The organism is Streptomyces avidinii, from assembly GCF_014650695.1.
Classification (GTDB): Bacteria; Actinomycetota; Actinomycetes; order Streptomycetales; family Streptomycetaceae; genus Streptomyces; species Streptomyces avidinii.
In genome coordinates this window covers 137489-152071 of record NZ_BMVL01000014.1, presented here as the reverse complement: position 1 = coordinate 152071, position 14583 = coordinate 137489, and the positions used below count along the sequence as shown (strand labels likewise).

Here is a 14583-nt window from a genome sequence, read left to right as displayed (position 1 = left end):
AAGAGTGAACCCCCACGGGGATTCCCGATTCCGATTGACCTCGCGCACCTCCCCCCGGGAAGCTGTTGGCCTCTCAAAGCACCTTGAGGTGGGGGACATTGACCAGTCAGAACCTGCACATCGGTCCGGACTCTGCGGCCGACCGGTACCGCCTGCTGCGCTCGATCGGGCGCGGCGGGGAGGCCGTGCTCTATCTCGCCGAGATCGAACTCGCCGGTGGCTCCGAGCCCGTGGTCGTCAAGGTGCTCGACTCCAAGACGACCATCACGCCGGACATCTTCGACCGGATCAGCCAGAAGTGGAACGAGCAGGCCGAGTTGCTGCGGTTCGTCCACCGGCCCGGTGTCGTGGGCGTGCGCGAGCACTTCGAGGGGCCACCGATCCACCGCCCCGGGGAGTCCTCGACCCTGACCGGGCGGGCGCTCGTCCTCGTCATGAACCACGTCGACGGGCTGGACCTGCGGGACTGGCGGGCCGAGCGGACCCTGGCCACCGCCGCGGAGCGGCGTGAGGTGATGCGCACGCTGGAGCAGCTGGCCGACGTACTGGACTGGCTGCACTCGGGGAAGGCCACCCCGTCCGGGCGCCAGGTCGTCCATGGCGACCTCTCCCCCGGCAACGTGATGGTCGACGAGCACGGGCAGGCCACCCTGGTGGACTTCGGCCTCAGCAAGCTGACCGCCGACCACCAGACGGCCGAGGTCTGGTTCACCCCGGGCTACGCGGCGCCGGAGGTCTTCGACGGCAAGCGGACCCCGGGCACCGACCGGTACGCCTTCGGAGCGATCGCCTACTTCCTGCTGAGCGGGCAGTCCCCGCCGGCCACGCCGGAGCAGCTGTCGCAGGCGCTGACCGCGCTGCCGCAGATCGCCGTGCTGGACGCCGAACAGCGGGCGCGGATCACCGCGATCTACTCGGCCGATCCGGGGAAGCGGCCGGTGAGTCTGGCCGGCTGGATGAAGGACGTCCGCCACGCGGTGGTGTCCACGACCACCGCGACCTCGCAGCAGGCCGCCCAGCAGGCTCCGCCCATGCCGGCCGCCCCACCGCCGCCGGCGGTCGCACCGCCCGCGGTCCCGCCGCAGCCGGTGACCCCGCCGCCCGCGTACACGCCGACCGCGCAGCCGGCCCCGCCGGTCGAGGCGGCCCGGCCGGCCGCGGCGGCCCGGCCGGTCGAGGCGGCCCGGCCGGTCGAACAGGTGCGGACGGAACCGGCCTCCACCGCCCCGGCCCCCGCGCCCACACCTGTGCCCGTCCCCGACCCGGCCCCGCAGCCCCAGCCGGAGCCCGAGCCGTCGGCGGTACCCGCCGGGTACGGGCCCACGTACAACCTGAGCCCGGCCCCCGACCCCGGCCCGGTGCGCCCCGGGAAGCGGCGGCGGACCGGCCTGGTCATCGGCTCGGTGGCCGCGGTGCTGGTGCTGGCCGGCCTCGCGGTGGTCGGCGTACGGCTCCTGGGCGACAAGGACAAGGAGAACACCGCGGCGAGCGGGAAGCCCGGCGGGACGAGCGCGCCGCAGGCTTCGGCTCCGGCCTCCGCGTCGGCTTCGGCGACTGCGTCGACCGACCCCACGACCTCCGGTTCGACTCCCGAGAGCTCCACCGCTCCCGATGCCTCGTCGAGCCCCGGCGGCCCGGGCTCGGTGAAGGACAGCAACGTGGCCGATCTGACCGTGCTGTCGTCGGTGGGACAGGTCCGGCACTTCGACGTGGGCTCGGCCAAGCTGAACACGAAGGAGTACGGGGCCGCCCTCATCGGCAGCTGCTACTACGGTGCGACCGTCGAGTACGACGTCAATCGCGCCTGGTCCACGCTGGAGTTCACCGCGGGCATCGACGACGGCTCGACCATGGAATCGGCCCGCGTGACCATCTCCGTGGACGACAAGCCCGCGATCTTCTCCGAGGCCGTCCACCTGGGCAAGCCGGTCACCAAGTCCCTGGACATCAAGGGGGCCCTGCGCCTGCGGCTGAAGGTGGAGGAGGGCTGCAAGGACACCGGCAGCGCCGTCATCGCCGCCCCCGTCCTCAAGCGCTGACGAAGGGCGTCCCGCGGGCTCGCTCCCGACGAGCCCACGGGCCGCCCCACACAGACCGTGCCCGGCCCGCTGCCCAGCGCCGTGGCGGGGTTCCCGAAGCCGTTCCGCCCGAACCGGGTGGTGCCTCCTGACCGCCCGCCGACCTCAGCCGACGCCGAGGTCTGCGCGCATGGCTGCCCGCATCTCCCGGAGCGGGTCCCAGATCGCCTGCTGCGCCTCCACCGCCGACTCCATCGACTCCCCCACCTCCGGCGTGCCCCGCTCCAGGCGCTTCACCTGCCCGTACACGGCAGTCAGGGCATGGTGGACCAGCGTCGCGGGCGCGAGGACGGTATCGGGAACGATCATCTGCGCCTCGGAGTAGCGGTCGCGGAAGGCGTCCTTCGCGGCGTCGAGCGCGGCCCGGTCGGCGTCCTCGGCCCCGCGTTCCCGCAGGGTGTGCAGATGCCGGTTGAGTGCGGTGGTGAACTGCCGGGCGTCCCGGTTGAGGTCCGCGTAGCAGGTGCGCCGCAGCGCCTGGTTCTCGCGCTTCTCGTCGTGGGCGCGCACGAGCTCGATCTCGCGGCGCTTCGTGCGCTCGGCACCCCGCTGCGTGAGCAGCGCGCCGCCCAGCGTGCCCGCGACACCCGCCACCGCGATGACCATCGCACCGATCTCCACGGCGCACCCCCCGACTCCCACCGACCCCGCGCCCCGCGCGCGGCGATCACCCCGACCACAGTGTGCCCGGAGCGGCGACGGCCCCGCACCGGGTGGGCCGGTGCGGGGCCGTCGTTCTGTGGGGAGCGTTACTCGGAGACGCCCAGGCGCTCCAGGATGAGCTCCTTGACGCGTGCGGCGTCGGCCTGGCCGCGGGTGGTCTTCATGACCGCTCCGACCAGCGCGCCGACGGCGGCGATCTTGCCGCCGCGGATCTTGTCCGCGATGGCCGCGTTGCCCGCGATGGCCTCGTCCACGGCCGCGCCGAGCGCGCCCTCGTCCGAGACGACCTTCAGGCCGCGCTTCTCGACGACCTCGTCCGGGGTGCCCTCGCCGGCGAGGACGCCCTCGAGGACCTTGCGGGCCAGCTTGTCGTTGAGCGAGCCGTCCGCGACCAGCGCCGCGACCCGGGCCACCTGCACCGGGGTGATCGGCAGCTCGTCGACGACGACGCCCTGCTCGTTGGCGTTGCGGGCCAGCTCGCCCATCCACCACTTGCGTGCGGCGGCCGAGTCGGCACCGGCCTCGATGGTGGCGACGATGGAGTCCACCGCGCCCGCGTTGAGGATCGACTGCATGTCGTGCTCGGTGACGTCCCACTCCTCGCGGAGCCGGTTGCGGCGTACGCGCGGCATCTCGGGCAGACCGGCGCGCAGCTCCTCGACCCAGTCGCGGGCCGGGGCGACGGGGACCAGGTCGGGCTCCGGGAAGTACCGGTAGTCCTCGGCGTTGTCCTTGATGCGGCCGGCCGTGGTGGAGCCGTCCTCCTCGTGGAAGTGCCGGGTCTCCTGCACGATCGAGCCGCCCGACGAGAGCACCGCCGCGTGGCGCTGGATCTCGAAGCGCGCCGCGCGCTCGACGGAACGCAGGGAGTTGACGTTCTTGGTCTCCGAGCGGGTGCCGAACTCGGACTCGGGGGTCGGGCGCAGCGACAGGTTCACGTCGCAGCGCATCTGGCCCTTGTCCATGCGGGCCTCGGAGACGCCGAGCGCCTTGATGACCTCGCGCAGCTCGGCGACGTACGCCTTGGCGACCTCGGGGGCCCGCTCGCCCGCGCCCTCGATGGGCTTGGTGACGATCTCGATGAGCGGGATGCCGGCGCGGTTGTAGTCCAGCAGCGAGTGGGACGCGCCGTGGATACGTCCGGTGGCGCCGCCGACGTGCAGCGACTTGCCGGTGTCCTCCTCCATGTGGGCGCGCTCGATCTCCACGCGGAAGATCTCGCCGTCCTCCAGCTGGACGTCCAGGAAGCCGTTGAAGGCGATGGGCTCGTCGTACTGGGAGGTCTGGAAGTTCTTCGGCATGTCCGGATAGAAGTAGTTCTTCCGGGCGAAGCGGCACCACTCGGCGATCTCGCAGTTCAGCGCGAGACCGATCTTGATGGCCGACTCGATGCCGATCGCGTTGACGACCGGCAGGGAGCCGGGCAGACCGAGGCAGGTCGGGCAGGTCTGCGAGTTGGGCTCGGCGCCCAGCTCGGTGGAACAGCCGCAGAACATCTTGGTCTTGGTGCCGAGCTCGACATGGACCTCAAGGCCCATGACGGGGTCGAACGAGGCGAGAGCGTCCTCGTACGAGAGCAGTTCGGTGAAGGTGGTCACGGTGAAACTTTCCCTCTCAGCCCAGCAGGACGTCGTCGTCGCCCAGGCGCTTCAGCTCGCGGTACAGGATCGCGAGGCCGGTGACGATGGCGGCGGCGGACACGGCGGCGTCGACCAGCTTCAGCACGTCGTGCTCGCTGCGGGCCTTCTTGACCTGCTTGATCACGCTGATCGCGCCGAAGGCGGTGGTGCCGATCGACAGGTAGGTGCCGGTCTTGGACTTCTTGAAGCCCTTGGCCTTGGTCAGTGCACTGGTGCTCACAGGGACGGTGCCTCCTCAAGCAGCGGGTGACCCCAGCGTGCGACGAAGGCCGCCTCCACGGCGGCACCGACCTTGTAGAGCCGGTCGTCCTTCATCGCCGGGGCGATGATCTGCAGCCCGACCGGGAGACCGTCCTCCGGAGCCAGGCCGCAGGGGAGCGACATGGCGGAGTTGCCGGCCAGGTTGGTCGGGATGGTGCACAGGTCCGCGAGGTACATCGCCAGCGGGTCGTCGGTGCGCTCACCGATCGGGAAGGCGGTGGTCGGAGTCGTCGGGGAGACGATCACGTCGACCTGCTCGAAGGACTTCTCGAAGTCCTGGGTGATGAGCGTGCGGACCTTCTGGGCGGAGCCGTAGTACGCGTCGTAGTAGCCGGAGCTGAGCGCGTACGTGCCGAGGATGATGCGGCGCTTGACCTCGTCGCCGAAGCCGGCTTCGCGGGTCAGGGCCGTGACGTCCTCGGCGGACTTGGTGCCGTCGTCGCCGACGCGCAGGCCGTAGCGCATGGCGTCGAAGCGGGCGAGGTTCGAGGAGCACTCGGACGGCGCGATCAGGTAGTACGCGGCCATCGCGAGGTCGAAGGACGGGCAGTCCAGCTCGACGATCTCGGCGCCGAGCTCCTTGAGGAGCTCCACCGACTCGTTGAAGCGCTGGACGACTCCGGCCTGGTAGCCCTCACCGGCGAACTGCTTGACCACACCGACGCGCATGCCGGCGACCGAGCCGTTGCGGGCGGCCTCGACGACCGGCGGGACCGGGGCGTCGATGGAGGTGGAGTCGAGCGGGTCGTGCCCGGCGATCACCTCGTGCAGGAGCGCGGCGTCCAGGACCGTGCGCGCGCAGGGCCCGCCCTGGTCGAGGGAGGAGGAGAACGCGACCATGCCGTAGCGGGAGACACCGCCGTACGTGGGCTTCACGCCGACCGTGCCGGTGACGGCGGCGGGCTGGCGGATGGAGCCGCCGGTGTCCGTGCCGATGGCCAGCGGGGCCTGGAAGGCGGCGAGGGCCGCGGCGGAGCCGCCGCCGGAGCCGCCGGGGATCCGGGTGAGGTCCCACGGGTTGCCGGTGGGGCCGTAGGCGCTGTTCTCGGTGGAGGACCCCATGGCGAACTCGTCCATGTTGGTCTTGCCGAGGATGACGACGTCGGCTTCCTTGAGCTTGCGCGTCAGGGTGGCGTCGTAGGGCGGGATCCAGCCTTCGAGGATCTTCGAACCGACGGTCGTCGGAACCCCGACGGTGGTGAAGATGTCCTTGAGGGCCAGGGGCACACCGGCCAGCGGGCCGAGCTTCTCGCCGGCCTCGCGCTTGGCGTCGACGGCGCGGGCCTGGGCGAGCGCGCCCTCGCGGTCCACGTGCAGGAAGGCGTTGACCTTCTCGTCGGTGGCGTCGATGCGGGCCAGGTGGGCCTCGGTCACCTCGACGGCCGTGAGCTCGCCGGAGGCGATCTTCTCGGCGGTCTGTGCGGCCGTGAGCTTGATGATGTCGACCATGGTTGTTAGTCCTCCCCCAGGATCTGCGGCACCTTGAAACGCTGCTGCTCCTGGGCGGGAGCACCGGAGAGCGCCTGCTCGGGGGTGAGCGACGGACGGACCTCGTCCGCGCGCATGACGTTCGTCAGCGGCAGCGGGTGGGAGGTCGGCGGGACGTCTTGGTCGGCGACCTCGGAAACACGGGCGACCGCGCCGATGATGTCGCCGAGCTGTCCGGCGAAGTGATCCAGCTCGTTGCTGGACAGCTCAAGGCGCGCCAGCCGAGCGAGGTGGACGACCTCCTCGCGCGTAATGCCAGGCATGCAGCGATCCTCTGGGGGTGGGTGGATGTGTAGTTTCGGGCTCAATCCTATGGGGCCGGGCGCTCGGCCTGCTAAACGGTTTGCGGCCGTGCCCGTACGGATGCGGGTGCGGGGCCGCTGCGCGGTGCTTCCGGGCGCCGCCGGACCCCGCGCCTCAAACGCCGGCGGGGCTGAAATGTCCAGCCCCGCCTGCGTTTGAGGCGCGGGGTCCGGGGCGAAGCCCGGCAGCGGCGCGGCACCCGCAGGCCCGACCGCCCCCCGACGGGAGTCAGACCGCGTCGGCCTCCGCGGCGGCGAGCTCCGCCGTGATGTCTGCCGGGCGGCGCCAGCCGCGCTCGCCGCGGGCCAGCAGCCAGGCGGTGGCCTCCTGCGGCGGCATGGCGGCGGCGACCAGCCAGCCCTGGACCGCGTCGCAGCCCAGGTCCCGCAGCCGCTCCCAGGTCTCGTCGTCCTCCACGCCCTCCGCCACGACCAGCAGGCCCAGGGAGTGCGCCAGGTCGACCGTGCAGCGGACGATCTCCGCGTCCTGCGCGTCGACCGCCAGCCGGCCGACGAACGACCGGTCGATCTTCAGCTCGCTGACCGGAAGGCGGCGCAGGTGGACGAGCGAGGAGTAGCCGGTGCCGAAGTCGTCCAGGGACATCTTCACGCCGTGCCCGGTGAGCCCGGCCATCGTGTCCGCGGCCCGCTGGGGGTCCTCCAGCAGGACGTGCTCCGTTATCTCCAGCTGGAGACCGCTCGCCGGGACCCCGTGGCGGGCCAGTCGTGCGGCGACCGCACCCGCGAAGCCGGGGGTGTGGACGTCACGCGGCGAGACGTTGACGGCCACCGGGACCTTGAGGCCCTGGGCCCGCCACCGCGCCACCTGGGCGAGGGCGGTCTCCAGTACGTATTCCGTCAGGTGCGGCATCAGCCCGGAGGTCTCGGCGATCGCGATGAACTCGTCCGGGGAGACCCGGCCGCGTTCCGGGTGCACCCAGCGTACGAGGGCTTCGAGTCCGGCCACCTGGCCGTCGAAGCGGACCTTCGGCTGATAGTGGAGTTCCACTTCGCCGGCGTCCAGCGCCCGGCGGAGGTCGCCGAGGAGGCCCAGGCGGTCGGGAGTGTTGCTGTCCCTCTTGGACTCGTACACCTCCACGCCGGTGCGGTCGCGCTTCGCCTGGTACATCGCGACGTCCGCGCGCCGCAGCAGTCCCTCCGCGTCGAGCGCGTGGTCGGGGAAGACGGCGAGGCCCGCGCTGGCCTCCAGGACGAGCGTGAGGCCGTCCAGATCGAGGGGGGAGCTGAGCTCCGCGACCAGGTGGCGGGCGATGCGCTGGGCGCTGGTGGTGGAGTCGGCGAAGGGGAGCAGGACGGCGAACTCGTCGCCGCCGAGCCGGGCCGCCTCCGCGTCCTCGGGCAGGGCCTGGCGCAGCCGTTCGGCGATCTGGAGCAGCAGGCGGTCGCCCGCGAGGTGCCCCAGGGTGTCGTTGACCGCCCGGAAGCGGTCCAGGTCGATCAGCACGAGGGCGGCCCGGGTGCCCGAGCGTTCGGCCTCGTCCAGGGCGGACCAGGCCCGCTCCAGCAGCCACTGCCGGTTGGGCAGCCCCGTCAGCGGGTCCCGCAGCTGCTCCTCGGCGCGCGCCCGGGCGATCCACAGGGTGGAGTCCAGCGCGATCAGCGGTACGGCGAACAGCGGCAGCAGGACCGGCTGGGCGACGGCGACGACGCAGATCAGGGGGGCGATGCCGAGCAGCGCGACCGCTACTAAGGCCTGCCGGATCAGGGCGGTACGGGCGACGGTGGGCAGGCCGCCGCCGCGCGGGGCCAGCGCGATCCAGAGCAGGACGCGGGTGGCGAGCAGGTAGGCGACGGCGACGAGGACGATCTCGGGGACCGCCTCCAGCCCCCAGAAGGTGGGCAGCCACGGGGTCTCGACGGAGGGCACCTCGCCGAAGGCGGCGAGTACGAGGGCCCCCGCGCCGATGCCGAGGATGTCCACGGAGCCGTGCAGCAGGCCCTGCCGCCAGCGGTGCCGGCGCGCGGCCCCGACCAGGGAGACCACGGCCAGGGAGACCAGTCCGGCGGGGACCCATCCGTAGAGGATGAGCACGCCGAGGGTGAGGGCCGCGCCCGAGCCGGTGCCGCCCCACCAGCGGTCGCGGCCGAGGGCGACGAGGTGGCCGACGATGATGCCGGTGAGGAGGGCGAGGGCCCAGCCGACCGGCCCGCCGGGGAACAGCGCGTGCTGACCGCTCAGCGCGGTGACGATGCCGGCGGTGAGCACCACGACGGCGAGGCCCACGACGAGGAAGGGCAGCACACCGCGCCGCTCCTGCCCGCCCGCACCGGTGTCGATCGGCCGGGTCTCCGGTGCCCTGGTACCCAGGACACCGAGTCTGCCCGCCCGGCCCGCCCGCATGGACGGGAGTTCCCCGCCGAATTCAGGTGACGGGTCGGCGCTTTCGGTGGGTTTCATGCCCGTACCTCTCACAGCCGGCGATGCCGATGTCACGCGATGGCCCCGATGTCATGCCACCACGGCCGAAATCGCATCCTGCAGCCGTGCACGACAGGCGCACCCCTCAACAGTAGGACGCGCGAGGCTCCCAGGGGCAGCGGTCGGCAGTGGTTGCCCGAATGCGACCCAGCCATCCTCATCAGTACGGTATCCGCCGAACGGGTGAGTTTGGACTGGGCCCCCCTTGTCACCCATCCGATGATCCGACAGCTCACCGCCCTGCGACCAGCCTTGTACCGGCCGTTTACCACCGTTCGCCGCGCCCGGCGTGCGCCCGCCCGTACGGCCGCACGCCACGCATCCGTTCGCCTTCGCTACTCCCCCTCGGGGATTCCCCCTTCAGGTACTACTCCCCTTCGGCCCCGCCGTCCACCGGGAGCGCGACCTCGCGTGCCGCGTCGGGGCCCTGCTCCAGCAGCACCGCGAACCCGGCGTCGTCGAGGATGGCGAGCTTCAACTGCACGGCCTTGTCGTACTTCGAGCCGGGGTTGTCGCCGACCACGACGAAGGAGGTCTTCTTGGACACGGACCCGGTGACCTTGGCTCCACGGCTCTGCAGTGCGTCCTTCGCGCCGTCCCGGGTGTGGCTCTGCAAGGTGCCGGTGACCACGACGGTCAGCCCCTCCAGCGGCCGCGGTCCCTCCTCTTCGGCGGAACCTTCCTCCTCCATCCGGACGCCGGCCTCCCGCCACTTGCGCAGGATCTCCTGGTGCCAGTCGACGGCGAACCACTCCTTGAGGGAGGCGGCGATGATCGCGCCGACCCCCTCGGTGGCGGTCAGCTCCTCCTCGGTGGCCTGCTCGATGCGCTCGATCGACCGGAACTCGCGGGCGAGGGCCTCGGCCGCGACAGGTCCCACGTGACGGATCGACAGGCCGTTGATGATGCGGGCGAGCGGGCGCTCCTTGGCGGCGGCGATGTGCTCCAGCATGGCCAGGGCGTTCTTCTTCGGCTCGCCCTTCTGGTTGGCGAAGACCGTGACGATCTTCTCCTCGCCCGTCTTCGGGTCCCGCTTGGGCAGCCCGCTGTCCGGGTCCAGGACGTGCGCCTTGATGGGCAGCAACTGCTCGATGGTCAGGTCGAAGAGGTCGCCCTCGTCCAGCAGCGGCGGCCGGTCCGGCTCCAGCGGGTCGGTCAGCGCGGCCGCCGCCACCATGCCGAAGTTCTCGATGTCCAGGGACTGCCGCCCGGCCAGGTAGAAGAGCCGCTCGCGCAACTGGGCGGGGCAGGTCTGGGCGTTGGGGCACCGGACGTCGATGTCCCCCTCCTTCATCGGCCGCAGCTCCGTCCCGCACGCGGGGCAGATGGCCGGCATCACGAACTCCCGCTCGCTGCCGTCGCGCAGGTCCACCACCGGGCCGAGGATCTCGGGGATGACGTCGCCCGCCTTGCGCAGGACCACGGTGTCGCCGATGAGGACGCCCTTGGCCTTGACGACCTCCTGGTTGTGCAGGGTCGCGAACTCCACCTCGGAGCCGGCCACCTTCACCGGCTCCACCTGCGCGTACGGGGTCACCCGGCCGGTGCGGCCGACGCCGACCTTGATGTCGATCAGCTTGGTGTTGACCTCTTCGGGCGCGTACTTCCAGGCGATCGCCCAGCGCGGGGCGCGCGCGGTGGAACCGAGCCGGCCCTGGAGGGAGATCTCGTCGAGCTTGACGACCACGCCGTCGATCTCGTGCTCCACCGAGTGCCGGTTCACCCCGAAGTCCGCGATGAAGTCCCGGACCTCGGCGAGGGTGGAGACCACCTTGTTGTGCTGCGCGGTCGGCAGGCCCCACTCGTGCAGCAGCTCGTACGCCTGCGACTGGCGCTCGATCTCGAAGCCCTCGCGGGCGCCGATGCCGTGGACGACCATGTGCAGCGGGCGGCTGGCGGTGACCTTGGGGTCCTTCTGCCGCAGCGAACCGGCCGCCGCGTTGCGCGGGTTGGCGAAGGGCTTGCCCTCCGCCTCCACCAGACGCGCGTTGAGCTCCTGGAACTTCTCCATCGGGAAGTAGACCTCGCCGCGGATCTCGACCAGGGCCGGGATCCGGTCGCCCTTCAGCCGGTCCGGGATCTCGGCGATGGTGCGGACGTTGGGCGTGATGTCCTCACCGGTGCGGCCGTCGCCGCGGGTGGCCGCCCGGGTGAGACGGCCGTTCTCGTAGGTGAGGTTGACGGCGAGGCCGTCCACCTTGAGCTCGCACAGGTAGTGGTAGTCCGAGGTGTTGACGTCCCGGGCGACCCGCTCGGCCCAGGCCGCCAGTTCCTCGTCGTCGAAGGCGTTGTCGAGGGAGAGCATCCGCTCCCGGTGCACGACGGAGGCGAAGTCCGTCTCGTACGCCCCGGCCACCTTCTGGGTGGGCGAGTCGGGCGTGCGCAGCTCCGGGTACTGCTCCTCCAGCGCCTCCAGCGAGCGCAGCAGCTTGTCGAACTCGGCGTCGCTGACGACCGGCTGGTCGTTCACGTAGTACCGGAAGCGGTGCTCCTCGATCTGCTCGGCCAGCAGTGCGTGCTGCTCACGCACCGCCGCCGGTACTGCCGTGTCCTGCTGTTCGGCTGCCATGCCGTGTCCTCCCGTGGCCCGTCTCGACCGTCACTCAGGGTTGTCGGCGAGCGACCTCGCCGCCCTGACGCAATGCGCCTGCACCGCGCGGGCGTAGGCGGGTGAAGCACCCGCCAGACCGCACGACGGGGTGACCACGACGGACTCCGCCAGAGTCCCCGGGGCCAGCCCCAACCTGCGCCAAAGCTTCCTGACACCCATGACGCTACCGCCCGGGTCCGACAACGGGGCGTCGGTGCCCGGCACCACTCCGGCGAAGAGTTTCGTGCCGCCCTCGACCGCTTCCCCGATGGCGTCGTCCTCGCGCTCGGTGAGCAGCGAGAAATCGAACGAGACCCCCGTGGCACCGGCCCTGCGGAGCAGCGCGAAGGGCACCTCCGGCGCGCAGGAGTGCACGACGACGTCCCCGTCGTGGACGGCGAACACGTCGCGCAGCGCGCCCTCGACCACCTGCCGGTCGACGGCGCGGTAGGTGCGGTAGCCGCTCGCCGAGCGGACCCGGCCGAGCAGCACGGCCGTCAGGGACGGCTCGTCGAGCTGGAGCACGACGTCGGCGCCCGGGATCCGCTTGCGTACGTCGGCCAGGTGCTCGCGCAGGCCCTCGGCCAGCGATCCGGCCAGGTCCCGGCAGGCTCCCGCGTCCTGGAGCAGGGCCTCGCCGCCGTGCAGTTCCAGGGCGGAGGCCAGCGTCCACGGCCCGACGGCCTGGACCTTGAGCTTGCCCGTGTACCCCTGGGTGAACTCCTCCAGCGCGTCGAGGTCCTCCCCGAGCCAGGACCGGGACCGCTTCGAGTCCCGTCCCGGGCGGTCGCTGATCCGCCAGCCGCTGGGTTCGACGTGGGCGTACATGTCGACGAGCAGGCCGAGGGAACGGCCGATCATGTCCGCGCCGGGCCCCCGGGCGGGCAGCTCGGCGAGGTAGGGGAACTCCTCGAAGGACCCGGTGACGGTCTTCGCGGCCTCGCGGGCGTCGCCGCCGGGCAGCGATCCGACGCCGGTGGCGCCCGCGCTCATCGGCCCGGCCGGACGCTCAGGTCGTTGACCTCGGCGTCACGGGGCAGGTCGATGGCCATGACGATCGTGGTCGCGACGGACTCGGGATCGATCCAGGCGGCCGGGTCGTACTCCTTGCCCTCCTGGGAGTGCACCTTGGCCTGCATGGGGCTGGCGGTGCGGCCCGGGTAGACGGAGGTGACGCGGATGCCGTTGGCCCGCTCCTCGCCGCGCAGCGAGTCGGCCAGGGCCCTCAGGCCGTGCTTGGAGGCGGCGTACGCGCTCCAGTCGGCGTGGGCGGTCAGACCGGCGCCCGAGTTCACGAAGACGACGGTGGCCTTGGACGCCCGCAGGGTGGGCAGCAGCAGCCGGGTGACCTCGGCGGGGGCGATCAGGTTCACGTTGAGCTGCTGGTGCCAGGTCTTGGGCCGGAGCTCGCCCACCGGTCCGAGGTCGACGATCCCGGCGATGTGCAGCAGGGAGTCGATCCGCTCCGGCACGGCCTGCTTGGAGAACGCCCACGACAGCCGGTCGGGGTCGGCGAGGTCTCCGACGAGGGACGTGGCGCCGGGGTAGCGGTCGACGAGCTCGCGGGCGCGGCCGGCGTCCCGGGCGAGGAGGACGAGGTCGTCGCCGCGGGCGTGCAGACGGGCCGCGACAGCGGCGCCGATGCCGGAGCCGGCACCGGTGATCAAGTGAGTAGCCATACCGCCCATGCTCGCAGGTCCCGCGGGCCGGGGAGGGCGAAGCCCCGGTGCCGCCGGCCGCCCCGGGCTCCCGGTCCCGGCGGGTCGTCCCGCTCGGACGGGACCTCCGCGCGCCGGGCGCTCAGCCGGCTGCGGCGGCCCGCCCGGACCGCTCGACGACTTCCCGTGCCAGGGCCGCCCGCTGCGCGGTGACGGCGGGCGGGAAGCCGCTGCCGATGACGATCCGCGGGTGCGCGGCGACGAGCTGCGCCCTCCGGTCGGCACGCGGCCCGGCCCAGCGCTCCAGCGCCTCGTCGCGTACGGCGTCCAGCGCGGCCGCCACCCCGCAGGCCGGCGGGGTGAACAGACCGGGGGCCGACCGGGCGTGCTCGCTCCAGCGGTCGGCCCAGAAGTCCACGGTCCAGCCGGGCCAGCGCGCGGCCATCCGCCCGGCGTGGGGCACGATTCCGGTCAGCCACCAGCCGACCCTGCGGGCCCCGGGGTCGACGTGGATGCCGGCTTCGGCGCGACCCGGGTACCCGGCGTGGCCGGGGGCGTCCGAGAGCCGGTCGAGGAGTGCCGGGCCCTCGGCCACGGGATGGTCGTCGATGTGGGCGAGGACGTGGCAGCGGCCGGATCCGACCGTGACGACGGCGACCATCGGGTCGGGATCGGCCAGCTCCTCGTCGTCGGCCTCCAGTGGCGGGCCGGGGTACGGGGTGCCGCGTTCGTCCGCCGGGTCCAGGCCGAGGTGGGTGCGCAGGCCGCTCTGGCCGTCGTACGCCCAGCGGAGCTCCCATCCTGGCCAGGCGAGCCCGAGCAGCCGCCACCAGGCCGCGCGGGTGCGCATGGCCACCGACGGGCCCTCCTGGGCGAAGACCAGGAGCAGTTTGCGGGCGGGGTCGATCAGGGCGCCCGCTTCGCACATGTCGTCGTCGTACCAGGGGCCTTCCTCGAGCCGGTGGCCCAGGACGAAGGGCAGAACCGCCTCCGGGCCGCCGAGCAGGTCGAGATCGAGGCCGACGGCGCCGAAGGAGGAGCTTCGGCGCTCGTGCCCTTCGGCGCCCGCGGTCACGAAGACGGCCCGGTTGCCCATCGTCAGAGCCCCGCGACCGTGCGCAGGGCGGCGGCCGTCCCCGTGGCGTCGTAGTCGGCCGGCACGCCCTCGACCAGGACGACCTCGCCGGCGATGTGGTCGGTGCGCAGCGGCCGGATCTCCTGGTAGGCGTCGGAGGCGTACCAGGCGCGGGCGCTTTCGATGTCCGGGAAACCGACCATGACGATGGTGCCGGGGAAGGGGCCCTCCATGACCTCGACCTCCTTGCCGTGGACGAGGAAGCGGCCGCCGAAGGGGTCCATGGTCGACTGCATCGTCTCGATGTACCGGAGGATGTCCTCGTTCATGGTCTCGGGACGTATGTGGGCGATGGCGTACGCGGTCATGGCCTGCTCCCCTGGGGACC

At 72.2% G+C, this 14583-nt stretch carries 12 protein-coding genes; 1 reads left to right on the top strand and 11 read right to left on the bottom strand.

The window, feature by feature from the left end:
• Window positions 1–98 precede the first annotated feature (98 nt).
• The gene (locus IE257_RS29980; RefSeq protein WP_189973003.1) at window positions 99–2039 is read left to right on the top strand and encodes a protein kinase domain-containing protein; all 1941 of its coding nucleotides are present in this window, start codon (window positions 99–101) and stop codon (window positions 2037–2039) included.
• Between the two features lie 144 nt (window positions 2040–2183).
• Here IE257_RS29980 and IE257_RS29975 read toward each other — a convergent pair whose 3' ends face one another.
• The 11 genes from IE257_RS29975 to IE257_RS29925 all read right to left on the bottom strand — a co-directional run bounded on the left by IE257_RS29975 (window position 2184) and on the right by IE257_RS29925 (window position 14563).
• Complete coding sequence (locus IE257_RS29975; RefSeq protein WP_229920736.1) at window positions 2184–2699, bottom strand: hypothetical protein; 516 nt, start codon at window positions 2697–2699, stop codon at window positions 2184–2186.
• Between the two features lie 128 nt (window positions 2700–2827).
• Window positions 2828–4339: an Asp-tRNA(Asn)/Glu-tRNA(Gln) amidotransferase subunit GatB gene (gene gatB / locus IE257_RS29970; protein ID WP_033224568.1), complete on the bottom strand. Its 1512-nt coding sequence runs from the start codon at window positions 4337–4339 to the stop codon at window positions 2828–2830.
• Between the two features lie 16 nt (window positions 4340–4355).
• Window positions 4356–4601: a hypothetical protein gene (locus tag IE257_RS29965; RefSeq protein WP_030010588.1), complete on the bottom strand. Its 246-nt coding sequence runs from the start codon at window positions 4599–4601 to the stop codon at window positions 4356–4358.
• Window positions 4598–6091: an Asp-tRNA(Asn)/Glu-tRNA(Gln) amidotransferase subunit GatA gene (gatA, locus tag IE257_RS29960; protein ID WP_030010587.1), complete on the bottom strand. Its 1494-nt coding sequence runs from the start codon at window positions 6089–6091 to the stop codon at window positions 4598–4600. Before gatA ends, IE257_RS29965 begins: the two co-directional genes overlap by 4 nt.
• Before the next feature lie 5 nt (window positions 6092–6096).
• Window positions 6097–6393 carry an Asp-tRNA(Asn)/Glu-tRNA(Gln) amidotransferase subunit GatC gene (gatC, locus tag IE257_RS29955; protein ID WP_030010586.1) on the bottom strand — a complete coding sequence of 99 codons (297 nt, stop codon included), beginning with the start codon at window positions 6391–6393 and terminating at the stop codon, window positions 6097–6099.
• 268 nt (window positions 6394–6661) lie between these two features.
• On the bottom strand, window positions 6662–8851 hold the full coding sequence (locus IE257_RS29950; protein WP_229920735.1) for a putative bifunctional diguanylate cyclase/phosphodiesterase: 2190 nt from the start codon (window positions 8849–8851) through the stop codon (window positions 6662–6664).
• Window positions 8852–9239: 388 nt separating this feature from the next.
• Window positions 9240–11441, bottom strand: a complete 2202-nt coding sequence (gene ligA / locus IE257_RS29945) for an NAD-dependent DNA ligase LigA (RefSeq protein WP_189973001.1) — start codon at window positions 11439–11441, stop codon at window positions 9240–9242.
• Window positions 11442–11471: 30 nt separating this feature from the next.
• A complete protein-coding gene (locus IE257_RS29940) occupies window positions 11472–12455 on the bottom strand; it encodes a methionine synthase (protein WP_189973000.1) in 984 nt (327 codons plus the stop codon).
• Complete coding sequence (locus IE257_RS29935) at window positions 12452–13141, bottom strand: SDR family oxidoreductase (protein WP_189972999.1); 690 nt, start codon at window positions 13139–13141, stop codon at window positions 12452–12454. Before IE257_RS29935 ends, IE257_RS29940 begins: the two co-directional genes overlap by 4 nt.
• 121 nt (window positions 13142–13262) lie before the next feature.
• Window positions 13263–14216, bottom strand: coding sequence for a hypothetical protein (locus IE257_RS29930; protein ID WP_189972998.1), 954 nt, complete (start codon window positions 14214–14216; stop codon window positions 13263–13265).
• Between the two features lie 2 nt (window positions 14217–14218).
• Entirely contained in the window at window positions 14219–14563 is a 345-nt protein-coding gene (locus tag IE257_RS29925; protein ID WP_189972997.1) for a DUF1330 domain-containing protein, read from the bottom strand.
• Window positions 14564–14583: the final 20 nt, after the last annotated feature.

Excerpts from the sequence above, each read along its gene's own strand:
- gatA (WP_030010587.1), bottom strand. The coding sequence starts at position 6,091 with ATGGTCGACATCATCAAGCTCACGGCCGCACAGACCGCCGAGAAGATC.
- gatC (WP_030010586.1), bottom strand. The coding sequence starts at position 6,393 with ATGCCTGGCATTACGCGCGAGGAGGTCGTCCACCTCGCTCGGCTGGCG.
- IE257_RS29950 (WP_229920735.1), bottom strand. The coding sequence starts at position 8,851 with ATGAAACCCACCGAAAGCGCCGACCCGTCACCTGAATTCGGCGGGGAA.
- ligA (WP_189973001.1), bottom strand. The coding sequence starts at position 11,441 with ATGGCAGCCGAACAGCAGGACACGGCAGTACCGGCGGCGGTGCGTGAG.
- IE257_RS29940 (WP_189973000.1), bottom strand. The coding sequence starts at position 12,455 with ATGAGCGCGGGCGCCACCGGCGTCGGATCGCTGCCCGGCGGCGACGCC.
- IE257_RS29935 (WP_189972999.1), bottom strand. The coding sequence starts at position 13,141 with ATGGCTACTCACTTGATCACCGGTGCCGGCTCCGGCATCGGCGCCGCT.
- IE257_RS29930 (WP_189972998.1), bottom strand. The coding sequence starts at position 14,216 with ATGGGCAACCGGGCCGTCTTCGTGACCGCGGGCGCCGAAGGGCACGAG.
- IE257_RS29925 (WP_189972997.1), bottom strand. The coding sequence starts at position 14,563 with ATGACCGCGTACGCCATCGCCCACATACGTCCCGAGACCATGAACGAG.